Source organism: Luteibacter yeojuensis (assembly GCF_000964085.1).
GTDB classification, from domain to species: Bacteria; Pseudomonadota; Gammaproteobacteria; order Xanthomonadales; family Rhodanobacteraceae; genus Luteibacter; species Luteibacter yeojuensis_A.
Map to the genome: position 1 here is coordinate 51,911 of NZ_JZRB01000010.1, position 26,000 is coordinate 77,910.

The 26,000-nt window shown below is 67.3% G+C and carries 23 protein-coding genes; 19 read left to right on the plus strand and 4 right to left on the minus strand.

What is annotated here, in order from left to right; all coding sequences use genetic code 11:
- Window positions 1-3 precede the first annotated feature (3 nt).
- From fliO to VI08_RS21180, 19 genes are all read left to right on the plus strand, one after another.
- Window positions 4-426: a flagellar biosynthetic protein FliO gene (fliO, locus tag VI08_RS05475; protein ID WP_045828548.1), complete on the plus strand. Its 423-nt coding sequence runs from the start codon at window positions 4-6 to the stop codon at window positions 424-426.
- Window positions 423-1,172 (plus strand): flagellar type III secretion system pore protein FliP, encoded by a 750-nt coding sequence (gene fliP / locus VI08_RS05480; protein ID WP_045828549.1) that lies wholly within the window; start codon window positions 423-425, stop codon window positions 1,170-1,172. The genes fliO and fliP overlap by 4 nt, the downstream gene beginning before the upstream one ends.
- Window positions 1,169-1,438: a flagellar biosynthesis protein FliQ gene (fliQ, locus tag VI08_RS05485; protein ID WP_045828550.1), complete on the plus strand. Its 270-nt coding sequence runs from the start codon at window positions 1,169-1,171 to the stop codon at window positions 1,436-1,438. Before fliP ends, fliQ begins: the two co-directional genes overlap by 4 nt.
- Complete coding sequence (fliR, locus tag VI08_RS05490; RefSeq protein ID WP_045828551.1) at window positions 1,438-2,211, plus strand: flagellar biosynthetic protein FliR; 774 nt, start codon at window positions 1,438-1,440, stop codon at window positions 2,209-2,211. Before fliQ ends, fliR begins: the two co-directional genes overlap by 1 nt.
- Complete coding sequence (gene flhB / locus VI08_RS05495) at window positions 2,208-3,353, plus strand: flagellar biosynthesis protein FlhB (RefSeq protein ID WP_045828552.1); 1,146 nt, start codon at window positions 2,208-2,210, stop codon at window positions 3,351-3,353. Before fliR ends, flhB begins: the two co-directional genes overlap by 4 nt.
- A 29-nt stretch (window positions 3,354-3,382) precedes the next feature.
- On the plus strand, window positions 3,383-5,470 hold the full coding sequence (gene flhA, locus VI08_RS05500; RefSeq protein WP_428992133.1) for a flagellar biosynthesis protein FlhA: 2,088 nt from the start codon (window positions 3,383-3,385) through the stop codon (window positions 5,468-5,470).
- A 25-nt stretch (window positions 5,471-5,495) separates the two neighbouring features.
- Window positions 5,496-6,848, plus strand: a complete 1,353-nt coding sequence (flhF, locus tag VI08_RS05505; protein WP_045828554.1) for a flagellar biosynthesis protein FlhF — start codon at window positions 5,496-5,498, stop codon at window positions 6,846-6,848.
- A 72-nt stretch (window positions 6,849-6,920) separates the two neighbouring features.
- Window positions 6,921-7,796, plus strand: a complete 876-nt coding sequence (locus VI08_RS05510) for a MinD/ParA family protein (protein ID WP_045828555.1) — start codon at window positions 6,921-6,923, stop codon at window positions 7,794-7,796.
- Window positions 7,793-8,524: an RNA polymerase sigma factor FliA gene (locus VI08_RS05515; RefSeq protein WP_045828556.1), complete on the plus strand. Its 732-nt coding sequence runs from the start codon at window positions 7,793-7,795 to the stop codon at window positions 8,522-8,524. Before VI08_RS05510 ends, VI08_RS05515 begins: the two co-directional genes overlap by 4 nt.
- Before the next feature lie 30 nt (window positions 8,525-8,554).
- Complete coding sequence (cheY, locus tag VI08_RS05520) at window positions 8,555-8,956, plus strand: chemotaxis response regulator CheY (protein ID WP_045828557.1); 402 nt, start codon at window positions 8,555-8,557, stop codon at window positions 8,954-8,956.
- A gap of 10 nt (window positions 8,957-8,966) precedes the next feature.
- Entirely contained in the window at window positions 8,967-9,608 is a 642-nt protein-coding gene (locus VI08_RS05525) for a protein phosphatase CheZ (RefSeq protein ID WP_198148845.1), read from the plus strand.
- Window positions 9,609-9,614: 6 nt separating this feature from the next.
- The gene (locus VI08_RS05530) at window positions 9,615-11,750 is read left to right on the plus strand and encodes a chemotaxis protein CheA (RefSeq protein ID WP_045828559.1); all 2,136 of its coding nucleotides are present in this window, start codon (window positions 9,615-9,617) and stop codon (window positions 11,748-11,750) included.
- Window position 11,751: 1 nt separating this feature from the next.
- A complete protein-coding gene (locus tag VI08_RS05535; protein WP_045828560.1) occupies window positions 11,752-12,492 on the plus strand; it encodes a flagellar motor protein in 741 nt (246 codons plus the stop codon).
- Window positions 12,489-13,415, plus strand: a complete 927-nt coding sequence (gene motD, locus VI08_RS05540) for a flagellar motor protein MotD (protein WP_052697706.1) — start codon at window positions 12,489-12,491, stop codon at window positions 13,413-13,415. The genes VI08_RS05535 and motD overlap by 4 nt, the downstream gene beginning before the upstream one ends.
- Window positions 13,415-14,203 carry a ParA family protein gene (locus tag VI08_RS05545; RefSeq protein WP_045828561.1) on the plus strand — a complete coding sequence of 263 codons (789 nt, stop codon included), beginning with the start codon at window positions 13,415-13,417 and terminating at the stop codon, window positions 14,201-14,203. The genes motD and VI08_RS05545 overlap by 1 nt, the downstream gene beginning before the upstream one ends.
- Window positions 14,200-14,784: a hypothetical protein gene (locus VI08_RS05550; protein WP_045828562.1), complete on the plus strand. Its 585-nt coding sequence runs from the start codon at window positions 14,200-14,202 to the stop codon at window positions 14,782-14,784. The genes VI08_RS05545 and VI08_RS05550 overlap by 4 nt, the downstream gene beginning before the upstream one ends.
- On the plus strand, window positions 14,777-15,226 hold the full coding sequence (locus tag VI08_RS05555; protein ID WP_045828563.1) for a chemotaxis protein CheW: 450 nt from the start codon (window positions 14,777-14,779) through the stop codon (window positions 15,224-15,226). Before VI08_RS05550 ends, VI08_RS05555 begins: the two co-directional genes overlap by 8 nt.
- A 107-nt stretch (window positions 15,227-15,333) precedes the next feature.
- Window positions 15,334-15,771 (plus strand): DUF2802 domain-containing protein, encoded by a 438-nt coding sequence (locus VI08_RS05560; protein ID WP_045828564.1) that lies wholly within the window; start codon window positions 15,334-15,336, stop codon window positions 15,769-15,771.
- A gap of 165 nt (window positions 15,772-15,936) precedes the next feature.
- Window positions 15,937-17,199, plus strand: coding sequence for a M35 family metallo-endopeptidase (locus VI08_RS21180; protein WP_084621286.1), 1,263 nt, complete (start codon window positions 15,937-15,939; stop codon window positions 17,197-17,199).
- On the opposite strand, the gene VI08_RS05575 is transcribed toward VI08_RS21180, so the two are convergent.
- From VI08_RS05575 to VI08_RS05590, 4 genes are all read right to left on the minus strand, one after another.
- Window positions 17,183-17,389, minus strand: coding sequence for a hypothetical protein (locus VI08_RS05575; protein WP_045828567.1), 207 nt, complete (start codon window positions 17,387-17,389; stop codon window positions 17,183-17,185). The genes VI08_RS21180 and VI08_RS05575 overlap by 17 nt on opposite strands.
- 235 nt (window positions 17,390-17,624) lie before the next feature.
- Window positions 17,625-21,374, minus strand: coding sequence for a translocation/assembly module TamB domain-containing protein (locus tag VI08_RS05580; RefSeq protein WP_045828568.1), 3,750 nt, complete (start codon window positions 21,372-21,374; stop codon window positions 17,625-17,627).
- A gap of 11 nt (window positions 21,375-21,385) precedes the next feature.
- Window positions 21,386-23,152, minus strand: coding sequence for an autotransporter assembly complex protein TamA (locus VI08_RS05585; protein ID WP_045828569.1), 1,767 nt, complete (start codon window positions 23,150-23,152; stop codon window positions 21,386-21,388).
- Window positions 23,153-23,254: 102 nt separating this feature from the next.
- Window positions 23,255-25,855, minus strand: a complete 2,601-nt coding sequence (locus VI08_RS05590; RefSeq protein ID WP_045828570.1) for a glycosyltransferase family 2 protein — start codon at window positions 25,853-25,855, stop codon at window positions 23,255-23,257.
- Window positions 25,856-26,000: the final 145 nt, after the last annotated feature.

Here is a 26,000-nt window from a genome sequence, read left to right on the forward strand (position 1 = left end):
CCCATGCGCCGTATCGTCGCTGCCCTGGCGGGTGGCCTCCTTCCCTGCGCCCTGCTGGCGGCCCCGGCACCGGTGGCCGCCCAGGCGGTGGATTCGGGTGCGGAGATCGTCCGCGTCCTGGTCAGCCTGCTGGGTGTGGTGGCGCTCATCTTCTTTGTCGGCTGGCTTAGCCGCCGCGCCCAGGCCCGCGTGCGCCCGGGTGGCCGGAAAATCCGCGTCATCGAGACCCTGCCGGTGGGCATGAAGGAAAAGGTGGTGTTGCTGGAAGTCGGCGGCACGCAGCTGCTGGTCGGCGCCTCGCCCACCGGCGGCCTGCGTACCCTGCACGTGCTCGATACCCCGGTCCAGGACGACGCCACGCCACCGTCGGCCACGCCGGCGATCCGCGGTTTCCGCGACATCCTCAGCCAGTGGAAGCGTCCATGAAGTACCTGAAGTGGGGGCTGTGCCTGCTGCTGCTCGCCGCCCCGTTCGCCGCCCTCGCCGCCGAGCCGCAGGGCATCCCGCTGGTGAACGTCCAGCCGGGCGCCAACGGCGGCCAGCAGTGGTCGCTGTCCATCCAGATGCTGGCGCTGATGACAGCGCTGACGGTCCTCCCGGCCATCTTGCTGATGATGACCTCGTTCACCCGCATCGTCATCGTCCTGGGCTTCCTGCGCCAGGCGCTGGGTACCAACAGCACGCCGCCGAACCAGGTGATCCTGGGCCTGTCGCTGTTCCTCACGCTGTTCGTCATGAGCCCGGTGCTGAACAAGGCCTACGACGCCGGCCTGAAGCCCTACATGGACGGCCAGATGAGCGTCCAGGACGCGCTGCCGGCCGCCGCGGCGCCGTTCAAGCATTTCATGCTGGAGCAGACCCGCGAGCCCGACCTGCAGCTCTTCACCAAGCTGGCCGGTGAGCAGCCGTATGCCGACAAGGAAGCCGTGCCGTACCGCGTGGCCCTGCCGGCCTTCGTCACCAGCGAGCTGAAGACCGCGTTCCAGATGGGCTTCCTGCTGTTCATTCCGTTTTTGATCATCGACCTGGTCGTTGCCTCGGTGCTCATGTCCATGGGCATGATGATGGTGTCGCCCATGATCATCTCGCTGCCGTTCAAGATCATGCTCTTCGTGCTCGTGGACGGCTGGACCTTGCTGCTCGGCACCCTCGCGGGGAGCTTCTTCCAATGACGCCCGAATCGGTCATCGGCTTCGGCCAGCAGGCCCTGCACATCGCCATGCTCATCGGCGCGCCGTTGCTGCTCACCGCCCTGGCGGTGGGCCTCATCATCGGCATGGTGCAGGCCGCCACCCAGATCAACGAGCAGACCCTCAGCTTCATCCCGAAGCTGATCTGCATGGCCCTGGTGGCCATCATCACCGGCCCGTGGATGCTGCGGACCATGGTGGATTTCACCCGCAACCTCATTGAAAACCTGCCCCAGGCGGTGCGTTGATGCCCCTGGACCTCGGCCAGCTCGAGGGGTGGGTGGGCAGCGCCTGCTGGGCGCTCGCCCGCATCAGCGGCCTGATGCTGGTGGCGCCCGTGCTGGGCGCCAACACCATCCCCATGCGCATCCGCCTCGGCCTCACCGTGCTGCTCACGGTGGTGCTGGCGCCGCTCGCGCCGCTGGACATCCGCCCGCTCTCGGCCGCCGGCGTGGCCACGCTGGCCCAGCAGGTGCTGCTGGGCGCCGCCGTGGGCTTCGTGCTGAAGCTGGTGTTTGAGGCGGTCTCGTTCGGTGGCCAGTTCGTCTCCCAGGCCATGAGCCTGGGTTTCGCCGAGGTGGTGAACCCCGGCGTGGGCGGTACCACGCCCGTGCTCAGCCAGTTCTACACGATGCTGGTCACGCTTATGTTCCTGGCCATGAACGGCCACCTGCAGCTCATCGACCTGCTGGCCCAGAGCTTCCGCACGCTGCCCGTGGGGCAGGGTGGCATCGGCGCGGACGGCCTGTGGGGCGTGCTCACGTTCGCCAGCCACCTGTTCGCCGGCGCGGTGCGCGTGGCGCTGCCGGCCCTCACCGCCGTCCTGGTCGTGAACCTGGGTTTTGGCGCCATCAGCCGCTCCGCGCCGTCGATGAACCTGTTCGCCGTCGGCTTCCCCATCACGATCTGCCTGGGCATGGTCGCCGTGTGGCTGGCCCTTCGCGGCCTGCCCAGCGCCTTTGATTCGCTCACCACCGACGCCTGGGAAGCCATGCGCGGGCTCACGGGGGGCACGCCGTGAGCGAGGGTGCGGACAAGGAAGACAAAACCGAAGCCCCTAGTGAAAAACGCCTTCGCGAAGCGCGTGAAAAGGGCGAACTACCACGCTCGCGCGAGCTGTCCACGGCCATCGTGGTGCTCGCCGGCGTGGCCATGCTGCTGGCCTCGCACGAGCAGATGGCCATGCACGCGGCCAACATCATGCACGTGGGCCTGCAGTACGGCCGCGACGACCTGTTCGCGGCCGACGGGTTCCGCCGCGCCCTGATGACGGCCCTCATCGAGGCCCTGCGCATGCTGGCCCCGCTGTTCGCGGTGACCATGGCCGCCTCGGTGGCCGCCCCGGCGCTCATGGGCGGCCTCAATTTTTCGTTCCAGGCGCTGGCGCCCAAGTTCGACCGCCTGAACCCGGTGCAGGGTTTCTCCCGCCTGGTGTCGAAAAACGGCCTGGTGGAACTGGGCAAGTCCCTGCTCAAGCTGGCCTTCATCGGCGGCGCGCTGGCCTGGTACCTGCGCAAGAGCACCTCGGAGATGTACGCCGTGGGCTCGGGCCCCGTGAAGGAGGGCATCGCCCACGCGTTTGGCCTGTTCGGCAGCGCCTCGCTCATCTTCGCCTGCGCCCTGGCCGCCATCGGCCTCATCGACGCGCCGTGGCAGAAGTACAGCTTCACCTCGAAGATGAAGATGACCAAGCAGGAAGTGAAGGACGAGCACAAGGAGAACGAGGGCTCGCCGGAGCTGAAGTCAAAAATCCGCCAGATGCAGCACCAGATGGCCCGGCGCCGCATGATGGAGGACGTGCCCACGGCCGACGTCATCATCGCCAACCCGACGCACTTCTCGGTCGCCCTCAAGTACGACGAAAACCGCATGGGAGCGCCCCGCGTGGTGGCCAAGGGCATGGATGTCATCGCCCTGCAGATACGGCAGATCGGCTCCGATGCGAAGGTTCCGGTCGTGGAAGCGGCCCCGTTGGCACGAGCCTTGTATCACACGACGGAAATCGGACGCGAAATCCCCTCGGCCCTGTACGTGGCCGTGGCCCAGATCCTGGCCTACGTGTTCCGTTTGAAGCAGGCGATCGCCACCGGCGACCTCCCGCCCGACATGCCCCAGCAGGACATCGATCCGGAGCTGATGGGCCCATACCGCATGGACAAGTGACTTAGATGGCAGCTTCCTCCACGACCTTGATGGGCACGTTCAGGCAGATCGGCCGCCGCGGCGTCGCGGCGCCGGTGGCCATGCTGATCATGCTCGGCATGATGATGCTGCCGCTGCCGCCGTTCCTGCTCGACCTGCTGTTCACGTTCAACATCGCGCTGTCGCTGGTGATCCTGCTGGCCACCATGTACGTCATGCGCCCGCTCGAGCTGGCCTCGTTCCCCACGGTGGTGCTCTTCGCCACCCTGCTGCGCCTGGCCCTGAACATCGCTTCCACCCGCGTGGTGCTGCTGCACGGCCACAACGGCCCGGGCGCGGCCGGCCACGTCATCGAGGCGTTCGCCGAGTTCGTCATCGGCGGCAACTTCGCCGTCGGCTTCGTGGTGTTCGCCATCCTCACCATCATTAACTTCGTGGTGGTGACCAAGGGCGCCACCCGCGTGTCGGAAGTGACCGCCCGCTTCACCCTCGACGCCATGCCCGGCAAGCAGATGGCCATCGACGCCGACCTCAACGCCGGCCTGCTCACCCAGGAACAGGCGCGCGAGCGCCGCCAGGAAGTGCGCGAGGAAGCCGACTTCTACGGCTCGATGGACGGTGCCTCGAAGTTCGTCCGCGGCGATGCCACCGCCGGCATCCTCATCCTCGTCATCAACATGCTCGGTGGCTTCTTCATCGGCATGTTCCAGCACGGCCTCTCGGCCGGCGAAGCCGCCCGCACCTACACGCTGCTGACCATCGGCGACGGCCTCGTCGCCCAGGTGCCGGGCCTCATGCTCTCCATCGCCACCGCGGTCATCGTCACCCGCGTGTCGAAGTCGCAGGAGATGGGCAAGCAGGTGTTCGGCCAGCTGTTCGGCCAGCCCAAGGCGCTGGGCGTGGCCGCGGCGGTCATCGGCACCATGGGCCTCATCCCGGGCATGCCGAACATCCCGTTCCTGCTGCTCGCGGCGCTGGCGGGCTTCGGCGCCTACAAGATGCACCTGCGCCAGCAGGCCCCGGCCGCCGCCGCCGGCACCCCGGGCGCGCCGGGCACCGAGCTTGCGCCCATGGATGCCGCGCCGCCGGCCGAGCGCCTGGAACTGTCGTGGGAAGACGTGGCCCAGGTGGATACGATCGGCCTTGAGGTGGGTTACCGCCTCATCCCGCTGGTGGACAAGGCGCAGGGCGGCGAGCTCATGGCGCGCATCAAGTCGGTGCGCCGCAAGCTGTCGCAGGAGCTGGGCTTCCTGGTGCCGTCAGTGCACATCCGCGACAACCTCGACCTGGCCCCGCACGGTTACCGCATCTCGCTCATGGGCGTGCCCATGGGCGAGGCCGAGATCCACACCGAGCGAATGCTCGCGATCGACCCGGGCCGCGTGCACGGCACCATCAACGGCATCGCCACCCGCGACCCGGCGTTCGGGCTCGACGCGGTGTGGATCGAGCCGGGCCTGCGCGAGCACGCGCAGACCCTGGGCTACACCGTGGTCGACCCGGCCACCGTCATCGCCACGCACCTGTCGCACATCCTGCAGAACCACGCCCACGAGCTCATCGGCCACCAGGACGTGCAGCAGCTGCTCGACCGCCTGGCCCAGCAGACGCCGAAGCTGGTGGAAGACCTGGTGCCGAAGCGCCTGTCGCTGGGCGCCGTGGTCAAGGTGTTGCAGAACCTGCTCGCCGAGCGCGTGCCCATCCGCAACTTCCGCGGCATCGTCGAATCGTTGGCGGAGCACGCGGGCCAGAGCCAGGATCCCGGCGTCCTCGCCGCCGCCGTGCGCGTCACGCTCGGCCGCCAGATCGTGCAGGAGATCGCCGGCCTGGGTACCGAGGTGCCTGTCATTACTTTGGCACCCGAACTGGAACAGATCTTGCTCCAGTCCCTGCAAGGCGGTGGTCCCGCCGGCGCGGCCGTCGAGCCGGGCCTGGCGGACCGCCTGCAGAAAAGCGTCGCCGATGCGGCGCGCCGCCAGGAAGCGGCCGGCGAACCCGCCGTCCTCCTCGTCTCGCCGGCGCTTCGTCCGTGGTTGTCGCGCTTCACGCGGCATGTGGCCCAAAACCTGCATGTACTTGCGTACAACGAAGTCCCGGATAACCGCCGCGTCAAGTTGGTGACGGCGCTGGGGCGATAAGGCTTAGAAGGACAGGATCGATCACATGAAAATCAAACGATTCGTAGCACCCGACATGCGCCAGGCCATGCGCCAGGTCCGCGATGAGCAGGGTCCGGATGCCGTGATCCTGTCCACGCGCCGCATGGACGATGGCATCGAGATCATCGCCGCGCTGGATTACGACGAGGCCCTGGTGCGCGAAGCCGGCTTCGCCTACGAGCCGCCGGCCGCCGAAGAGAAGATCGAACCGATCCGCGCCACCCGTGGCAACCGCGAGGCCGAGCGCGCCGCGCGCGTCGACCAGGCCCGCCTGGCCACCGCCGCCGCCGTCGAGCGCGCCACGAAAGCCGCGCCGGCCAACCCGAACGCGCCGCAGCGCCAGTCGTCCGCCGCGCTGGCCGCCAGCGTCGCCGACGTGGTCCGTGCCGCCACGGTCAACGCCGCGCCGGCGCAGAACGATACCGCCGTGAACGGCATGCGCGCCGAGATCAACAACCTGCGCGAGATGCTGGAAGTGCAGCTCTCCGCGCTGGCCTGGAACCAGATGGACCGCGAGCAGCCGCTGCGCGCACGCGTCCTGCGTGAAATGACCCGCCTCGGCATCGATGGCGACGTGGCCCGCGCGCTGTGCGCCGAGCTGCCCGAGAACATGACCGCGGAGCAGGCGCGTTACCTGCCCCTGGGCATCCTCTCGCGCAATATCCGCACCAGCGGCCGCAACTTCGATACCGTGGGCGGTGGCGTCACCGCGTTCGTCGGCACCACCGGCGTGGGCAAGACCACCTCCATCGCCAAGCTCGCCGCCCGCGCGGTGCTGCGCCACGGTGCCGCCAACGTCGCGCTCATCAGCGCCGACCAGTACCGGATCGGTGCCGGCGCGCAGCTCGAGCATTACGGCCGCCTGCTGGGCGTGCGTGTCTACAGCGCCCACGACGCGCAGACGCTGCGCAACGCGCTGATCCAGCTGCGTGGCAAGCACACCGTGCTGATCGATACCGCCGGCCTGGCCGGCAACGACCCGAAGCTGCAGCAGCAGTTCGAGACGCTGCGCGCCATGGCCGATGTCCGCGTTTGCCTGGTGCTGGCCGCCAACGCGCAGGCCCAGGCCATCGACAACGCCCTGCGTGCCTACGCACCGCTGAAGCCGCAGAGCGCCATCCTTACCAAGCTCGACGAGACGCCGCTGCTCGGTGGCGCCCTGTCGGCCCTGATCCGGCATGGCATGCCGCTCGACTACACCACGGATGGCCAGCGCGTGCCCGAGGACATCGCCTCCGCCGACGCGCGCAAGCTGGTCTGCCTGGCAGCCCAGATGCTCAAACAGCGTAACGACGAACCGGATGACGCCATACTTGCCGATCGCTTCGGCTTCGCGTCCTCCCCGGCCATGGCCTGATACCCGACACCGATGACGACCGTGAACCTGGCAACCGCATCCTCGAACTCTTCCCGGGCAGTAAATTCCTTCATGACCACACATGTCGACAACACGCAGGCCGCTGGGCTCAACTGGCTCGCCGACCGCCGCCCCACCCGCAGCATCGCGATCGCGGGCGGCAAGGGTGGCGTGGGCAAGACGACGGTGGCCGTGAACCTTGGCATGGCGCTCGCCATGGGCGGCCGTGATGTCCTCATCCTCGATGCCGACCTGGGCATGGCGAACATCGACGTGCTGCTGGGCCTGCAGCCGCAACGCCACCTGGGCCACATGCTCGAAGGCAGCTGCCGCATCGAGGACCTGGTGCTCGAGGCGCAGCACGGGCTGAAGGTCATCCCGGCCACCTCCGGCACGCGCCGCATGGCCCAGCTGCCCAACATCGAGCATGCCGCGGTCATCCGCGCGTTCGACGAGTACCCGCTGGCCCCCGAATACCTGCTCGTCGACACCGCCGCCGGCATTTCCGACAGCGTGTCGATGTTCGCCGCGGCATCCGATGAAGTGGTCATCGTGGTCTGCGACGAGCCGGCCTCGCTCACCGACGCATACGCGCTCATCAAGGTGCTGTCGCGTGAGTTCGCGGTGAGCCGCTTCCGCATCGTGGCCAACATGGTCCGCCATGCGCAGGAGGGCCGCCAGCTGTTTGAAAAGCTTTCCCGGGTGGCTACCCGCTTCCTGGATGTGTCGCTCGATTTCATGGGCATGGTGCCGCACGACGAGTACCTGCGCCAGGCGATCCGCCGCCAGTCGGCGGTGGTCGATGCCTGGCCCAGCAGCCGTTCGGCGGTGGGATTCAAGAATCTGGCCAGGTCGGTCGATACATGGGGTGAACCCGAACCTCGTGGCCAGGGTCGCATCGGCTTTTTCGCCGGCCGCGACCACGTGGGGGGAGGGCTGCCGTTGTGAGCGTCGCGAGCGAATACCTTGAAATCACTAAGGTTCCGGCCGATCAACTGGTGAAAACGCATGCGCCGCTGGTGCGCCGGATCGCCTATCACCTGATGGGCCGCCTGCCGCCCAGCGTCGATGCGAACGACTTGATGCAGGCCGGCATGATTGGCCTGCTCGAGGCGGCAAGGAACTACTCGCCGACGCGCGCGGCCAGCTTCGAAACCTATGCGGGCATCCGCATTCGTGGCGCCATGCTGGATGAACTGCGCAAGACGGACTGGACCCCGCGCAGCGTCCACAGGAAATTGCGCGAGGTGGCGGAAGTAACAAGGCAGATCGAGAACGAAACAGGTGGCGATGCCGGCGACGTGGAAGTGATGAAGCGTCTTGGCATCGATGCCATGGAGTACAACCAGATCCTGGCCGACGCGGCGAGCGCGCGGTTGCTGAGCCTCACGGCGCCCGAAGGCGACGAGGGTTCCGCGATCGACGTGGCCGACCCGGACGCCGCGGGCCCCGATGGCCTGTTCGAGCAGGCCGGCATGCGCGGCGCGCTTGCCGAGTCCATCGACGGCCTGCCGGAGCGCGAAAAGCTGGTGATGTCGCTGTACTACGATGAAGAACTCAACCTGAAGGAAATCGGTGCGGTGCTGGGTGTGAGCGAATCGCGCGTGTGCCAGATCCATGGCCAGGCCCTGATCCGCCTCCGTGCGCGCATGTCGGGTTGGAAAGACAAACACTAAAGTTTCGCGGCAGTAAGGCGGAGAGACGTTTTGGACAAGAACATGAAGATCCTCGTGGTGGACGATTTCTCCACCATGCGGCGTATCGTCCGCAACCTGCTGGTTGAGCTGGGTTTCACCAACACGCTCATCCAGGAGGCCGAAGACGGCAACGCGGCCCTGGCGCTGCTGCGCTCGCAGCCCATCGACCTGGTCGTCACCGACTGGAACATGCCGAACATGACCGGCATCGACCTGCTGCGTGCCATCCGCGCCGATGCCGCGCTGAAGAAGCTGCCGGTGCTCATGGTCACCGCGGAGAACAACCGCGACCAGATCATCGCCGCCGCGCAGAGCGGTGTGAACGGCTACGTCGTGAAGCCGTTCACGGCCGTCACGCTGAAGGAAAAACTCGACAAGATCTTCGAACGACTCGCCGCGGCCGCGGGCTAAGGGACTGACCATGAACACCACGATTTCCTCTGGCCAGGACGTCGCGCCCGAGCTGCGCGAGCTGCTCGACGCCGACGACAACGCCGCGTTCGAACAAGCGCTCGACCGCCTCATCCGCAGCCGCGAACAGCACCTGTTCCTGGCGCTGGGCCACCTCGCGCGCGACCTGCACGAATCCGCCCGCCGTCTCTCGGCCGATTTCTCGGACGAGGGCCTGCCGGGCACCATGAGCGACGCGCGCACGCACCTGCGCGACGTGCTCGAGATGAGCGCCACCGCGGCGCATCGCACGCTCGATTTCAGCGAGAAGCTGCGCCCGCAGGCGCAGTCGCTCGCGAAGCAGGCCGATGAACTGCTCGTGCTCGACCACGCCGACCCCACCTTCGCCGCCAACGCCACGTCGCTGGCCGTGCGCGTCGGTGATTTCGCGCAGAACTGCGACATCGGCCTCGGCGAGATGGTCGAGGCCCAGTCGTGGCAGGATCTCTCCGGCCAGCGCGTCGCCAAGGTCGAGGCCTTCATGGCCAAGGTCGAATCCTCGCTGGTCGAGCTGGTGCGCCTCACCGGTTCGCTCGCGGGCGCCAACACGCCGGCCGCGGACAAGGTCAGCCAGGACGAAGTGGATCGGCTCCTCAGCGAATTCGGCTTCTAACCCGCCATGAGCGTGGAGCTGGACAACGAGCTGCTCAACGTCTTCCTGATCGAAGCACGCGAGCTCCTGGAGACCCTGGGCGAACAGCTCGTGGACCTCGAGGCGTCGCCGGAAGACAGCGACCTCCTGAACGCGGTGTTCCGCGCGTTCCATACCGTGAAGGGCGGTGCGGGCTTCCTTGGCCTGAACGCCATGGTCGAGCTGTGCCACCGCGCGGAGGATCTGCTCAACGAAGCGCGCAACGGTGCCATCGTGCTCAACGCGGGCCTCATGGACGCGTTGCTGGAATCGCTCGACCTGCTGAACGACATGATGCGCGCGGCCGATGCCGGCGTGGCCATCGAGGCCGCGCCGCGCTCGCTGCTCGATCGCCTCGTCATCCCGGGGCGTGTCGCCTCGGCGCCACCCGTGGCGCTGGCCGTGCCTGTCAGTGCGCCTAAACCGGCGGCGGTGCCCGTCACCGCGGCCGTGGCCCCGGCGAAGCCCTACGACCCGATCGAAGACGAATTCGAAGCCATGCTCGACGCCGCGCGCGCCGAGCGGGCGCCCGCGCCCGAATCCAACGGCACCATCAGCGACGACGAGTTCGAGGCGCTGCTCGATTCGCTCTACGGCACCGGCGCCCCCGGCGAAGAAGCCGCAGCGCCCGTCGAGGCTCTTGTGGGTGCAGGCTCGCCCGCGATGCCGCCGGAGCCCGCGATGCCCGAGGCCCCCACCGACGGCAGCATCAGCGACGACGAATTCGAAGCCCTGCTCGACCAGCTCTACGGCACCGGCGCCCCCGGCGCCGACGACGCGGCCGCAAGCGCGCCGACGATGCCCGCGCCGGAGCCTGCCCTTGTGGGAGCCGGCGTGGCTCTTGTGGGAGCCGGCTCGCCGGCGATACCGGCGCAGCCGGCCGAACCCGCCAAACCCGCGCCCGCCCCCAAACCCGCCCCCACTGCCGAAAAACGGCAACCCGCCGCCGCGGCCGACACCACCGTCCGCGTCGACACCCACCGTCTCGACAGCCTGGTCGATGCGGGGGGCGAACTCGTGCTGGTGCGCAACCGCCTCATGAACCTCGCCCCGCGCGGCACCAACGACCCGATGGAACGTGCCATCGGTGAGTTGGAGCGCGTGGCCGAAGATCTGCAGAACGCCGTGCTGCGCATGCGCATGCAGCCGGTGGGCAAGCTGTTCTCGCGTTTCCCGCGCATCGTGCGCGACCTTGCCCGCCAGCTGGGCAAGGAGATCGAACTCGTCACCGAGGGCGAGGAAACCGATATCGACCGCACCGTGGTGGAGGCCCTGGCCGACCCGCTGGTGCACCTGCTGCGCAACGCCGTCGACCACGGCATCGAGATGCCCGACGTGCGCGACGACGCCGGCAAGCCGCGTGCCGGCACCGTGCGCCTGGCCGCAGGCCAGTTCGGCGACCGCATCGTCATCACGGTCACCGACGACGGCAAGGGCATGGACCCGGACGTGCTGCGCCGCAAGGCCGTCGAGAAGGGCCTGATGGACGAGGAGCAGGCTGCCCGCCTCGACGAGCGCGAGTGCTACGAGATCGTGTTCCGCCCGGGCTTCTCCACGGCCAGCCAGGTCTCGGATATTTCCGGCCGCGGCGTCGGCATGGACGTCGTGAAGACAAAAATCGTCGAACTTGGCGGTACCCTGTCGATTGATTCGCGGGTGGGCCACGGCAGCACGGTTCGGCTCTCGGTGCCGTTGACGCTCGCGATCCTGCGCGTGCTCATGGTGCGCGTGGGCCACCGCCTGCTGAGCCTGCCCATGTCCAACGTCGCCGAAGTGTTCGAACTGGCCGCCGGCCAGGTCCAGGAACTGGATGGCCGCGTCGTGGCCGCGCACCGCCAGCGCGCGCTGCCGCTCGCCGACCTGGGCAACTGGGCCGGCGCGAAGGGCAGGGGTGGCCATGTGGTGGTGGTGCAGATCGGCCACCAGACGCTCGGCTGCCTCGTCGATGAGGTGCTTGGCCGCGAAGATGTCATGGCCAAGCCGCTGGGCCCGTTCCTCAAGGACGTGCCCGGCGTCGCCGGCGCCACCATCACGGGCGACGGGCGCATTTCGCTGGTGCTCGACCTCGCGGGCCTCGCCGACGACAGCGGCCAGGTGCTGCCCAGCCTGAGGATGGCTGTCTGACATGGATATCGTGAGCGTTGTCGGCACGATCCTGGCCTTCGTGGTCATCATCGTGGGGACCATCCTCAAGGGCTCGAGCCTCGACGCCCTGTGGAACCCAGCCGCCTTCGTCATCGTGTTCCTCGGCACCTTCGCCGCGCTGCTGGTGCAAACCCCGGGCCCCGTGCTCAAGCGCGCGTGGGCCATGCTGCCGTGGGTGTACCGCCCGCCCGACATCGAATCGGAAAACCTCGTCAGCCGCATCGTCGGCTGGAGCGAGATCTCCCGCCGCACCGGCCTGCTCGGCCTGGAACCGGCCATCGAACGCGAACAGGACCCCTTCATCCGCAAGGGGCTTCAGCTTTTGGTGGATGGCACCGAGCCCGATGCCATGCGCTCGGTGCTCGAGGTGGAAGTCTTCACCCGTGAACACATCGACATCGAAGCCGCCAAGGTCTTCGAGAACGCGGGCGCGTACTCGCCCACCATGGGCATCATCGGCGCGGTGATGGGCCTCATGGCCGTCATGCAGAACCTGGCCGACCCGAGCAAGCTGGGCCATGGCATCGCGGCCGCGTTCGTTGCCACCATCTACGGCATTGGCCTCGCCAACCTGCTGGCGCTGCCCATGGCCGCGCGCCTGAAGGGCCTCGCCCGCGCGCGCTCGCAGATGCGCGAGATCCTCGTCGAAGGCCTCGTCTCCATCGCGCAGGGCGATAACCCGCGCCACATCGAGAGCAAGCTGCAGGGGTTCCTGCAATGAAGCGCCGCCACCACGAAGAACACATCAACCACGAGCGCTGGGCCATCCCCTACGGCGACCTCATCACCTTGCTGCTGGCGCTGTTCGTGGTGATGTACGCCGTTTCCGCCGTCAATGAATCGAAGTTCCGCGTCATGGCGGCCTCGATCAACGAGGCGTTCAACGGCACGGGCAAGGTCATCGAGCCGATTCAGGCGCAGGCCCCGGCGGCGCAGGTGCCGCTGCCAAATCAGTCGCGTGCGCCCACGGCAAGCCCCATCGCCAAGATCGACGTGCCGCTGCCGCCGCGCAACCTCCCGCTGCCGGGGCACGAGGGCGCCGCCGCCGAGCCGCAGCCGGGCGAAAAAAAACAGGCCGCGCCAGCCGACAACGCCACCGTGGGCAAGGTCGACGAACCCAACCTCACGCAGATCGCCGACGAGGTGCAGCGTGCCATGAAGCCGCTCATCGACAAGAGCCTGGTCAGCGTGCGGCAGACGCCTGACTGGCTCGAGATCGAAGTGCGCACCGATATCCTGTTCCCCGTCGGCGTGGCGAAGCTGCAGCCGGCGGCCGAGGATGTGCTGCGCAAGCTCGCCGGCATCCTCGCACCGTTCCCCAACTCGCTCCGCGTCGAGGGGTACACCGACAACACGCCCATCGCGACGTCCACGTTCCCCTCCAACTGGGAACTGTCGGCCGCGCGCGCGGCCACGGTCGCGCGCCTGCTCACGGAGCAGGGCGTCGACCCGCATCGCGTGGGCATCATGGGCTGGGGCGAGTTCCGCCCCAGTGTCCCGAACACCACCGACGAAAACCGTAACCACAATCGCCGGGTGCAGATCGTGGTCATGAGCGACAAGGCCATGCCGGCCGGCATCTACACCGATGCCGACCGCACGGCGAGCGCCGCCGGCCAACAGCCTACGGGAGGAGCGCGTTGATGCGCGTGTGGGCCATCTCCAACCAGAAGGGCGGCGTGGGCAAGACCACCACCGCCATGTCGCTCGGCAGCCTGCTGGCCGCCGAGGGCAAGCGCACGTTGCTTGTCGACATGGACCCGCATGCCTCGCTGTCGGGTTACATCGGCGTCGAGGGTGGCGCGCACGGCAGCGTCTACGATCTCTTCGGCGTCAGCGGCAACCCGCTGCCCGTGCGCACGCTCGTGCACGCCACGCAGTGGGGCAACCTCAGCGTGCTGCCGGCGTCCGCCGCCATGATCACGCTCGATCGCCAGCTCGGCACCAAGCCCGGCATGGGCCTCGTGCTCAGCCAGGCGCTCGCGGAGCTCGCGCCCGATTTCGACCACGTGCTGCTGGATTGCCCGCCGACGCTCGGCGTGCTGATGGTGAACGCACTGGCCGCCAGCGACCGCCTGCTGGTGCCCACGCAGACCGAGGCGCTGGCGCTGGCTGGCCTCGAGCGCATGCTGCGCAGCCTCTCCATGATCGAGCGCTCGCGCGGCAAGCCCATGCCGCGCACCATCGTGCCCACGCTGTTCGATGCGCGCACGCATGCCTCGCGCGCGTGTCTCGCCCAGTTGCGCGAGCAATACGGCGACGTGGTGAGCGAGGCCGTGATCCCCACCGACACCCAGATCCGCGAAGCCAGCGCCGCCGGCGTGCCGCTCGCGTCGTGGCCCGCCGCGCGCCGTGGTGGCCTGGCTTACCGCCAGCTGCTTGCCGAGCTGCTCGCGAAGCCCGCCACCGCCGTCACGGATGCCGCCGCGTGATCGGCAAGATGCACGACGCCGAGCAGATCGTCGCCGACTACCTGGCGGAACTGCTGACGCCCGTCCACGCCACGCCCCCGCCGGCGCCGGCCGAGGTGAAGGTCGTCGCGATCGAGAGCTGGCGCAACGCGCTACCGGAGCCGGAACCCGACGTCGTCCGTTCCGCACCCCGTTACCTGCTGTGCGCCGCCGCCGGCGTGCGCGTGGCGGTACCCATGGCCGATGTGACCCACATGCTGCCGATGCCGCCGCTGTCGCCGCCGCAACACAGCAACCGCATGTGCCTGGGCCGCTGGCGCCATCCGAGCGGTGAAGCGCGCGTGGCCGACCTCGCCGCCATCCTCTCGCCCGACATGGCGGGCGCACCCGCGCCCACCCTCGTGTTGCTGGGCGACCGTCGCTGGGCGCTCGCCTGCGAAGTCACCGACGAGCCGGTGGCGCTCGACACGGCCAACGTACAGTGGCGCGATGGCGCGGCGACGCGGCCGTGGCTCATCGGCATGTCCAAAGAACCCCGCTGCGGCGTGATCGGCACCGCGGCCCTGATCAGCTGGCTGGAACAGGAACTCGGCAGTGAGTGACGTGAAACACGATGGCCGTGACCTCTGGCTCGGCTTCTCCCTGAAAGGGCAGCGCTACGCCGTATCGCTCTCCGCCGTGCGCGAAGTGATCCGCCCCGGTGACATCACGCCGGTGCCGGGCGCGCCGTCCGACGTCCTCGGCATCGTCAACCTGCGCGGCCAGATCGTGCCTGTGCTCGACGGCCGCCGCCGCTTCGGCCTCGAAGGCGACGTGGATGCCGCCGAGGCCGATGCGCAGCGCGTCATCGTCTTCGACGATGCCGGCACCACGGTGGGCCTGCGCATCGACGTGATCGGCGAGATGCTGCAGTTCGACGCCGCCGACGTGGCCCCGCCGCCGCCCGGCCGCGCCACCCGCCGCGACGACCCCGTCAGCGGCGTGCTCACCCGCGACGACAGCTTCATCGCCCTGGTGGACGTGCCACGCCTCTGCCGCGCGTGAGGTGCTGCCACCCGTGAGGCTTCCTTGTGGGAGCCAGCTCGCTGGCGATCCCTAGTGCGCCACCCCCACATGCGCTACCGTGTCCCCGCCACCGGAGCCCAACCCGCATGAACGCCGCCCTCATTGGCTACGTGCTGATCGCACTCGCCGTCATCAACCTCATCGGCCTGCTGCTCGTGTTCCGGCGCCTGGCGCACGTAGCCGTCCCCACGCCGAAGGCCGCCGCGGACGCCGCGCCCGTCGCCGAGGCCGCGCCTGCACCCGCCGCGCCCGCGCCACCCGTCATGGCAACGACCACTGTCCAGCCCGACCAGCTCGCCGGCATGCTCCGCCGCCTCGAGAACCGCCTGGGCGACATCGAAGACCAGGTACGCCGCTCGCCCAGCGTCACCGTCGCGGCCGAACCCGGCGCCAACGCCGACCGCGCACTGGCACTCGCCCAGCGCCTGGCCCGCCAGGGCGCCACCCCACAAGACATCGCCGAAACCTGCGGCATCTCCCTCACCGAAGCCGAACTGCTCCACCGCCTCCACTCCACCCGCTAGGCGCCGCCCGGCGTTTCGGCGTTGTTGTAGGAGCGCGCTCGCGCGCGATGGACGTTCGGCCGGGACAAAATGTGACGCCCATCACACGCCAAATTACGTTACCCAAAACTCAGATTTCTTCCATTCCCTCGGGCACCCACCGGGGCCTACCTTGCGCACCCCTACATGTCGGAGCGCAAGATGGAAAGCATATTCAAACGGCTGCTTAAGCACACGCCTCAATCGCTTGCATGCCTGGCGGTGTCGGTGGCTGGCTTGGGTCTGGCTTCGCCAACGTTCGCAACGCAAGCGATAAACGTTCAAATCAGTACGCCGCACCTCAGCGATACCGCTCGTTCTGCGGTCGTCCATGTCGAGATCACGAATACGGGTGACGAGGATGTATCGCTTTTTCTCTGGGATACGCCGTTCGCGCAGGCTGCCGGCCGACTACCCAAGCCTATTTTCGAGGTGAGTGATTCCAGCGGCACACCACTTCGCTACGTGGGTCGTTGGGTGAACGTAGGCCGCCTGCACTTGGAAGACTTCGTCACGCTGCATCCTGGCGAAAGCAAGTCTGGAGATGTCGACCTCACTCCTGAGTACGATTTTGGCAATGGCGGAGTATTCACTGTTCGCTACCTCCTGCCTCTTACGCGCGAACCCGATCCCGGCGTTGTGACGTCGGAGCAGTACAGCGCGTTTCACCGCAACCGACTGAAAGAGGTTGAATCGAACGAAGCGGTTATCGTCGTCCATGGCCCAGTCCGCCGGGTGGAGGTGTCGCTGGACGATGAGTGCACTAAGGAGCAGAGGGATACCATATACGCTGCAAAAAGTTTGGCGTTCCAGAAAGCCTATGCGGCGAGCTCGGATATGTATCGTATGTACGAGCGGGTCAAGGGATCTGACGGCCAATACCACACTGTCTTTCGGCCCCACCCGCGGTATGAACGGTGGTTTGGTGTGCATGACGATAGCATCATGCGCGACGAAGAGGGCTTTACGGAAAGCGACAACGGCCACGCGTATTACACCGCAAGCAGGGTGTGGGAGCACATCCTTGGCGGGCCGAGCCAGAAATTAATTCCGAAGTGCGGTTGCCCCGGCTATCCTGCCACCACCGCCGCGTGGAGCGAGGTAGATACAAAATACGCAGTCCACTTCTGCGATCTGTTCTTTAAGCTTCCCGATGTTGGCTGGCCGGACTCGCGGCCTGGGACCATCGTGCATGAGTTCACGCACTTCAACGGCGAGTACAGCGGAACGCAGGACTACGAATATGGTTTGAAGAAGGTGGAGGACCTGGCCGTACGGGAGCGGTGGAAGGCTGTACGGAATGCCTCCTCGTTCGAGTACTACATCATGGATACAACGCCTTACGACGAACGCGTGGCTGACCCTGTCGAAGGAGAACACCCGCTTCCTCGCACTACGGCTTCGCCATAAGAATAGCCGTAGCGAGTACGACGAGCCCGTGGATGACCGCGAGCAAGCCAGCCGTGGCGATCGCGATGGCGCAGGTTGCCCAGCCACCGACCAGGTAGGCCACGACGATCACGACGAGTTCGAACGCGATGATGCAGGCGATTCGTGTACGGCGCGAGCATCGGCGCTTGCGGGTGAGGTACGACGTCATCCGTCGTGCTGGTCGTGGCTTCTGCATGGCGCGCCTGGTGTTCTCGGCAAGGGGATGGCGAGCTAATCAGGTGTTGGCAGACCGCACTACGCGTGGTGGTTGGGGAGTTTGGAACGCATGGGGTGTGGTCGCGAAAGGCGTCGCCGGCGAGCCGGCTCCTACAGAAGAAGGGGCTGCGCGGATACGAGAAGGCATCGCGCGCAAGCGCGCTCCCACAAGGAGGGGGTGGGGGCGGTTATCGTTCGAGGCGGTAGTTCAAGCTCGCCCGGCTGAAGTCCGTTGCGTTTTGCGCCTCGAAGTTCCAGCGGTGGCTGAAGAGGTAGCGCAGGGTGATGACCTGGCCCGGGTCGAACAGGCCCACGCCGTAGCTGAGGTAGAGGCGCGGCGAGAGGTACTTGCCGACGGTGAACGCCGAGGTGCCGCCGAGGGCGTCGTTGTTGCTGACGCCGATATCGTCCACGCCGATCTTCGAGCCGACACTCTTGGCGAGCAGGTCGCCCGCGGCGGAACCGAGGGCCTGTGCCGCGGCGCCGACCATGTTGCCTTCGCCGCCCTTCACCTGCGACAGCGGTTTGCCGGTGACGAGGTAGGAGAGGGCATCGGATTGCTCCATCACCGGGTTGGAGAACACGGTGAGGATCGGGCGGCGTGCCGTGCCCGACACATACAGGCCAACCTTCTGGCCGTCATCGATGGTGGCGTTCGGGTTCAGGGTGCGCGCGGCGCGGATGTTCAGGCCCGGGTTGTCGATGGGCGTGGTGGCGAACAGCAACTGGCCCTGCTCGATGCGCAGGTCCTGGCCGTAGGCCTTGTAGGTACCATCGACCGTCACCTGGCCCTGCCCGGTGGTAGCGCGGCCCGGGCGCTCGCGGACGTCGAGCTGGCCGGTGATGCGGCCGTCGATGCCGAAGCCGACGAGGTGCAGTTTCTGGCCCAGGTCGACACGGATATCGGCGCTGATGGGCGAGGCTTCCGCGGCGGCTTCCTGTGCCTTGTCGTCGACGACCACGACATCGGACGAGGCCTTGGTGGCACCGGCGCCGGGCAGGCGTTCGACGTTCACGTCGGCCATGTCGATGCCCAGCTTGCCGTTGACGTTCATGCCCTTGGCGTCCTGCACGATGGTGAGGTCGGGCGAGACGACGGCCTTGGCGGCGGGGATGTCGACGGCGGAGAACTTCGAACCCTGGATGGCGAGACGCATCTGCGCGCCCGCGCCAAGCGCGGCGGTGCCCTTGATGCCGAGCGAGCCCTCGCCCGACTGGATGGTGCCATCCACCGCGTAATTGGTGGCGTCGGTGGTGCTGACGCTGACACGGCCGTCGTGCAGCTTCAGGCCGGCGCTGGGCACCTCTGCGGCGAAGCCGCCCAGCAGCGCCTGCCCGGTGATGGCCGGCGCCGCCACCGTGCCGCCGAGGTTGAAGTTGGCATCGAGCCCGCCCTTCACGGCGGCGAGCTCGGTGGTGAACAGCTCGATGACCGAGAGGTTCTTCAGGTGCAGGGCCACGTTGCCGCCCAGGGCCTGCTGGGCGCCCGACACCGAGACATTGCCAGCCAGCGTGCCGCCATCGTTGAGCGTGGCGTTGACGGTGGCGCGCTGGTTATCCGGGGCGAGCTGCGCGTTGAGCGCCAGGTTGTCGTATACCAGCAGCGGCTGGTCGCTGCGGTCGGGGTAGACGATGGTGCCGTGGGGCGACGTGATGCTGGCCTGGCCCGACAACGCACCCGCGGCGGTTCGGCGGATGCTGCCGTCGCCTTCGATCATGCCGTCGGCGCGCATGGGCGTGCTGCCGGCTTCGGCGGCCGTCATCAGCAAGGCCAGCGGTACGCGGCGCAGGCGGTAGCTGGCATCGAGGTTGCCGCCCTTGTCCTGGTTGGCGGCCACGCAGAGCAGGGGGTCGCCTGCTGTCAGGCACAGGTCGCTCATGCTCAGCGCGCCGGCGTTGTACGCGAGCTGGCTGGCGTTCTGCAGGCGGAAGCGCGGCAGGTTCTGGAAATCGATGTCGAGCGCGGAGAGCGTGCCGTTCCACGCGTCGTTCTTGTACGAGCCGGAGAGCTTCAGGTCGGCGGTGAGCGGGCGGCCCTTCGCGTCGATCGAAAGCTGGTGTTTCTCCTGCGTGCCGTCGGCGTTGACCGCGATGCGGTCGAACACCAGGCCACCGGTATTGGCGCCCGTGGCAACGACGTCGACCTTGCCGCCGGGGCTGCTGACATCGGGCACATCGGCGTTGACGGTAAGCGCGTCGATCTTCTGGCCCGCGTACACGATGGCGCTGCCGCGCAGGTCGGCCTTCACCGCGAGCCGGGGCACGTTGCCTTTCGCGTTGATGGTGCCCTGCAAGCGGCCGCCGGCGTCGGGCAGCCAGTCGCCGAGCGAGGCGATGGCAAGCTTCAGCTGGGCGTCGTTGGCGGTGTCACCCTTCGCGTCGAGTGAGATATCGCTGCTGCCGGACGCGACGTCGAGCGTGCCGTTGACCACCGTGTGCGGTTTCAGCTCGAGCTTGCCGCTGCCACGCAGCGGCCGCTTGCGCAGCGTGCCGTCGAGCTTGCGCAGCTCGAGCGTGCCCAGCGGCTCGTCGTTGACGAGGCGGCCTTCGGTGGATAGATCGAGGTTCAGCGCGCCCGGCCACTCGGCCAGCAACTGGGCCGGATCGAACGCATCGCCCTTGACGTCGAGCTTCCAGGCGATACCCGGCTTAAGCGTCACGGTGCCGCTGGCGGCGAGGTCGCCATGCGGTTGCTTCAGTTCAAGCGTGCGGATGGCGATGGCATCGGGCTTGCCGTTCACGTCGAGGGTGAACTTGCCGATGCGGTCGGGTGGCCCGATATCCACATCGCCCTGCGCGTGGTAATCCTCCGCGCCGCCCTGGAACGTGAGCTTGCCGTCGCTCGCCAGCACCTGGCCCGCGACCTCCTGCGGCACCACCACGCCCTTCCATTGCAGGGAGAGATCAGCGGTGAGGGGCTGCGCGGCCACTTCCACGGTGCCCTTCGCGGTGAGCGAGCCCTTCACCTGCGGCGAACCCACCGTGAGTTCGTTGAGGGTGAGGCGCTTGTAGTCGTGGTCGAACGCGGCATCGATGGGGGCGAGGCGCACCTGGTAATCGTTGAGGCCCACGTCACCCGTGAGCTTGGCGCCGTAGCGATCGCCCGAGCCCTTCAATGCAAGGCTGAGCGCCTCCAGGCTGCCATCGCCCAGCAGCGGCTTTGGGTTGAAGCGCGGCGCATCGATGGCGGCGGTCCACGGGAAGTCGCCGCTCTGCGTGAGGTTGGCATCCACCTGCGCCACGAAGGGCAGGCGCAGCTTCACCAGCGTGTGGGCCTTCGCGCCGTCGCTGTGGGCTTCGAGGTCGCCTGCGTACTCGATGTCGCCCACCTTCCACTGGAAGCTGGCCTTGCCGTCGCCCATGTAGCCTTTGCCGACCGCGAGCTTACCGGCGAGATCGGCCTGGCCATCGGGCGCGCGCAGCGCGAGCTTGCTGAAGGCGATGCCCTTGTTGGTCCACGAGCCGGCGAGGTCGAGCGAGTTGGACTCGAACACCGGCTGGCCGGCCTGGCTCACCTTGACGTGGCCCACCCTGACATGGTCGAGGATGATGTCGAGCGGCGGCTTCAGCGACAGCGGTTCGCTGGGCTCGTTCTTGTCCGGCTCGCTCGGCGGCAGCGCCACGTCCACGCCATCGACGGTGAGCGTGTACACGTGCGCGGTCTTGTGCAGCAGCGCGCCGAACGAGAAATCGACGTGCGCCTTGGCGACGCGCACGTCCATGCCCTTGCCGTCGTTGTAACGGATGCCGGCAAGATCGAGCGGGCCAGCGAGGCGGCCCTCGGCCTGGGCCACGCTGAGCGCGTTGTTCGTGAAGCCCTTCGCCTGGCCCAGGGCGAAACGCAGGCCTGACGCGGTGCCCACGAGCCACCACACGCCCGCGGCAACGGCGACGAGGAGCACGCCGAGCGCGATACCGATGCGGATGACCCATTTCATGCCGGTGCTCCTCACAGGTCGGGCCCGATGACCACATGCAGGTGGATGCCATGTTCGTTCTTGTCATGGACCGGTACGGCCACGTCGACGCGGATCATGCCGACGGGCGAGAGCCAGCGTACGCCAAGGCCAGCGCCCACGCGCGGGTTGTAGTCGGTACCGGTGAACGCGTTGCCGGCGTCGACGAACGCCGCCATGCCCCAGTTGCGGGTGAAGTAATGTTCCACCTCGGTGCTGCCCACGAGCAGGCTCTCGCCGCCGATGACGCGGTCGTAGGCGTTGCGTGGGCCGATGCTCTCGAAATCGTAGCCGCGGACGCTGCGGTCACCACCGGCGAAGAAGCGCAGCTGCGGGGGCAGGGCGCTGAAGTCGTCGGTCCAGGTCTTGCCCGCCGTGCCGCGCAGGATGAGGCGGTTGCGGCCCCAGAAGCTCTGGATCCACTTGGCGTCGCCCATCACCGTGGAGAACCGGGCATCGGAGAGCAACGTACCGATGGTGCTGCGCGCGGTGAGCGTGAGCGACCAGCCGCTGCGGACGAAGGTCGGGTTATCACCCTTCTTCTTGCTGATGGTGGCTTCGGGGTAGAGCAGGGTGCTGCGGCCGTGCTCCAGGCCGAGCGCGTTGTCGCCTTCGCCACCGCGCTTGCCGACGGTGAACGTGCCGGTGAGGGCGTTCATGCCGATGGTGCGGGTCCATCCGTGCCACAGGCGTGTTTCGTTGGCCACCAGCTGCAGCGTGCGCGATTTCGACGTCACCGTGTTGGCGTCGCGGTAGTTGGCGCCAAAGTTGAAGCTGCGCTGGTTGGGGCCAGGCATGGGGATCGAGTACAGCGTGGACAGCGTCTTCAGGCGCTGCGCCACCACCAGTTCGTTCTTCCACTTGTGGCCGCGATCGTTGATCCAGCGCTTTTCGATGCCGCCGCGCAGGCCAGGGCCGGTATCGGTGCCGAAGAACGGGCCGCCGGTGTAGATGGTGCGCTTGGCCGGCGCCAGCTCCACGTTGATGTCGACGGTGCCATTTTTCGCGTTGTCGGTGTCGGGGATGACGTTGACAACGGAGAAGTAATCCGCGCCGTTCAGCGCCTGCTGCAGCTGGAGCAACTGGTCCTGCGCGAAGTAATCGCCGCTCTTGAAAGGCAGGTAGCGGTCGAGGAAGCCATCGCGGAACTGCGAGTTCTTGAAGTTGACGTGGCCGATGCGGTAACGATCGCCGGCCTCCCATGTCAGCTTCACCTTCGCCGTGTGTTCGGCGCGGTTCACTTCCACCTTGTGCGTGACCAGGCGCGCATCGAGGAAGCCCGTGGCCGTGAGCGCGCCGCCGACGGCATCGCGGGCGGCATCGTACTGCCCGTCGTTCATCGGCTTGTCCTTGAGGTTCTCCACGCCACGCAAGGCGCGACGGATGGCTGGCACCTTGGCAGCGGTATCGTCCATGCCGACATCCACGGCCGTGACCTTCACCGGGGTACCCGGCACCACGTGCAGCGTGACCTGCCAGTTGTTACCGACCTGTTTCAGGTCGCCCGTGGCCGTGGCCTCGTAGTAACCGTAGGGCCGCAGGGCAGCCTGCACCTGGTCGGGCGCATTGGCGTAGAGGCGGCGGATCTGCGCGTCGGTGACATCGCGCGCGGCGTACTGGCTGAGCTCGACGCCCGCCACCACGGCGTTCTTGAGGTTCTCGTCCACGCCGTCCACGTTCAGGACGACGCCGGCATGCGCCGCGGCGGGAAGGAGGAACCACGGCAGAAGCAGCAGTCCATGGCGTCTTGTGAGGCGCATGAGCGTCCTTCCGGTCTACAGCGGGTAAGTTACCCCGCGGAGCCGTATAGGTCGAGCGAACGGAGTCTACAAACCTGAACAGAGCGGAGGTGGGCTCCGTTCTTAGCCCGCGTCATCCCCCGACTGGTGCGCGATCCACGCACCCACCATGGCGGAAACATACGGAATCGACTGCGCGCCCAGGATGAACATCCACAGCGTGCTCTCGACGTACTGCGTGCCGTAGTGCGTGGCCATGCCGATGACGGCCAGCAGCAGGGCCAGCGCCATGAGCACCTCCTCGCGCACGGGCGAGAACGCGGCGAAGCTGCTGCCGCCCATGCGCCGGCTCTTGGCGGTGACCACGAAGGCGGTCTTCTCGCGCGTCAGGCCATGCAGGATGCCGCGCGCGATGGCATGCGACAGGCCCATGCTGGCCACCGACGCCATGATGGTGTCGTACCAGCCGCACGGTACCCGCGCGCGGTAAAGCACCACGCCGAAAATGGCCTTGGCGAAGAAGAAACCGATGACGGGGATGAGGAACAGCTGCATGGGCAGGTTGAAGTAGTCGGGCGCGGCGATCATGCCGGCCGTCCACAACAGGCCCATCATGGTGAAAATGTAATGCAGCGCATCGGCGAACCAGCTGAACCAGCCGGTGAGGAAGTGGAAGCGCTGGCCGGCCGAGAGCGGGCCCCTGCGCGTCATCCAGTGCCAGCGGCCCTTCAGGATCTGCATGGCGCCGAACGCCCAGCGGTAGCGCTGGCTCTTGTACGCCTTGAAATCGGCAGGGGTGAGGCCCTTGCCCATCAGCTCGTCGACGTATACCAGCTCGTAGCCGGCATGCATGAGCCGCAGGCCCAGCTCGGCGTCCTCGCAGATCGTCCACTCCGACCAGCCGCCCGTGCCCTCGAGGGCCGAGCGGCGCACCATGGTCATGGTGCCGTGCTGGATGATGGCGTTGCGCTCGTTGCGGTGGTGCATGCCGATGCGGAAGAAGCCGTCGTATTCCCAGGCGGTCATGCGACGGAAGCGGTTCTTCTCGAAATCGCGGTGTGCCTGTGGGCACTGCACCACGGCCACCTTCGGGTCGTGGAAATAGCCCGTGAGCGTGGCCAGCCAGTCCTCGCGCACCACGTAGTCGGCATCGATGACGGCCACGACGTCGGCGCGCTCGTCGGTGGCGGTGAGGCCGAAGTTGAGCGCACCCGCCTTGTACCCCGGCCATGGCTCGAGGTGGAAGAAGCGGAACTTCGGGCCCAGCTTTTCGCAATATTCTTCGACCGGCTTCCACACCGCCGGATCCTTGGTGTTGTTGTCGAGCACCAGGACTTCGAAGTTCTCGTAATCGAGCGCGGCCAGCGAATCGAGCGTGATCTGCACCATTTCCGGCGGCTCGTTGTGGCACGCCAGGTGGATCGACACGAACGGCTGGCGCTCGACCGGGTCGGGCGGCAGCATGCCGGCGTGGCGCACCCACTTGCGCCGCCACAGCACCTCGGTGAACTCGAAGCCATTGATGAGCAGGATGCCAAGGATGGCCACCTGCGCGGGGAACAGCAGGATGAGCATGGCCCAGTCGAAGGGGCCGAGGTAGAAGTTGAACGGCAGCGTGGCCGACCAGACAATGAGGCCGCAGGCCAGCTGGATGAGCCCCATCATGAACAGCAGGCCGCCCAGCTTGAACCGGCGGAACGCGATGCCGAACCACAGCATGGGGCCCAGGGCCAGCAGGGAGGCGGCAAGCGCCTTCCAGGGCCACTTCACGTCCTCGGTGACGGGGCCATGGAACGGGAACTTGAGCTGGCGGTCGGCGTTGAACATGCCCCAGTACGCGCCCGTGCGGCCTTCGCCCAGGTTTTCCTTCCACGGCTGGTCGATGGCTTCGAGGACGTAATAGTCATCGATGCCCCTGGCCTTGGCCTGGTTGAAGAACGAGCGCAGGAAGATGGCCTCGTTCGAGACGCTGGGGTAGGCGGCCTTGAAGCGGTCGCCGTTGGAGGGCCAGCCGATCTCGCCGATGACCACGTGCTTGCCGGGGAACGCGCTGCGAAGGGCCTCGTAGCTGCCGATGGCGTCGCCCACGCCGGCACGCGCCGTGATGCCGTTCCAGTAGGGGAACAGGTGGACGGTGATGAAATCGACGTGGTTGGCCAGCTCGGGGTTCTGGATCCACACGTGGAACGGCTCGGCCACCGAGACCGGCTGCCTGACGGCCGCGCGCACGCGGTCGAGGTAGGCCATGACCTGCTCGGGTTTCAGGTCGCCGCGGAAGAGCACCTCGTTACCCACGATGACGCGGGTGATGGTCTTTGGGAATCGGTGGGCCTGGGCGATGAGTGCGTCGATTTCCTTTTCGTTGTTTTCCAGGCGCGTATCGATCTGCGCGCCGGCCATGAGGTCGAGGCCCTCCTTGTCCGCCAGGCGTGCCACCTGCGGGTTTTCGAGCATCGAGTACGTGCGGATGCGCGGCGAGTATTTCTTGATCAGGCGCAGGTCGCTGTCGATCTCCGGGTCGGTGGAGACATCGCCCTTCATCGGGTTCTGGTAGCGCTGGTAGGCCGTGAAGGCGAAGCCCGGCACGGGGTCGTTCCAGTCGTCCGGGCCGTTGGGCAGGTTGGCGACGAGCCAGAGGCCGTAGTTCAGGCCTGCCACGACGATCGCGAGGATCACCGCGAGGAGGATGGGGTGGCTTCGGTCGGTCGTGCTGGCTGCGCTCAAAACATTCCCCGGACCGACTGGCCCCCAAGTGGCTTCAATGAGGTAACCGGGGGAGCTTAACGAACGGTGCCGGATGGCTCAACGCCGGGCTGAACGGTTGGTCAGGCTGGCGACAGAGAAAAGCGGCGACGGGAGGCGGGAAGTG

Coding starts and splice junctions, on each gene's coding strand:
- flhA (WP_428992133.1), top strand. CDS start 3,383: ATGGGCACGTTCAGGCAGATCGGCCGCCGCGGCGTCGCGGCGCCGGTG.
- fliR (WP_045828551.1), top strand. CDS start 1,438: ATGCCCCTGGACCTCGGCCAGCTCGAGGGGTGGGTGGGCAGCGCCTGC.
- flhF (WP_045828554.1), top strand. CDS start 5,496: ATGAAAATCAAACGATTCGTAGCACCCGACATGCGCCAGGCCATGCGC.
- fliP (WP_045828549.1), top strand. CDS start 423: ATGAAGTACCTGAAGTGGGGGCTGTGCCTGCTGCTGCTCGCCGCCCCG.
- fliO (WP_045828548.1), top strand. CDS start 4: ATGCGCCGTATCGTCGCTGCCCTGGCGGGTGGCCTCCTTCCCTGCGCC.
- VI08_RS05545 (WP_045828561.1), top strand. CDS start 13,415: ATGCGCGTGTGGGCCATCTCCAACCAGAAGGGCGGCGTGGGCAAGACC.
- VI08_RS05585 (WP_045828569.1), bottom strand. CDS start 23,152: ATGCGCCTCACAAGACGCCATGGACTGCTGCTTCTGCCGTGGTTCCTC.
- motD (WP_052697706.1), top strand. CDS start 12,489: ATGAAGCGCCGCCACCACGAAGAACACATCAACCACGAGCGCTGGGCC.
- VI08_RS05580 (WP_045828568.1), bottom strand. CDS start 21,374: ATGAAATGGGTCATCCGCATCGGTATCGCGCTCGGCGTGCTCCTCGTC.
- VI08_RS05530 (WP_045828559.1), top strand. CDS start 9,615: ATGAGCGTGGAGCTGGACAACGAGCTGCTCAACGTCTTCCTGATCGAA.
- VI08_RS05575 (WP_045828567.1), bottom strand. CDS start 17,389: ATGACGTCGTACCTCACCCGCAAGCGCCGATGCTCGCGCCGTACACGA.
- fliQ (WP_045828550.1), top strand. CDS start 1,169: ATGACGCCCGAATCGGTCATCGGCTTCGGCCAGCAGGCCCTGCACATC.
- VI08_RS05560 (WP_045828564.1), top strand. CDS start 15,334: ATGAACGCCGCCCTCATTGGCTACGTGCTGATCGCACTCGCCGTCATC.
- VI08_RS05510 (WP_045828555.1), top strand. CDS start 6,921: ATGACCACACATGTCGACAACACGCAGGCCGCTGGGCTCAACTGGCTC.
- VI08_RS05535 (WP_045828560.1), top strand. CDS start 11,752: ATGGATATCGTGAGCGTTGTCGGCACGATCCTGGCCTTCGTGGTCATC.
- VI08_RS05525 (WP_198148845.1), top strand. CDS start 8,967: ATGAACACCACGATTTCCTCTGGCCAGGACGTCGCGCCCGAGCTGCGC.
- VI08_RS21180 (WP_084621286.1), top strand. CDS start 15,937: ATGTCGGAGCGCAAGATGGAAAGCATATTCAAACGGCTGCTTAAGCAC.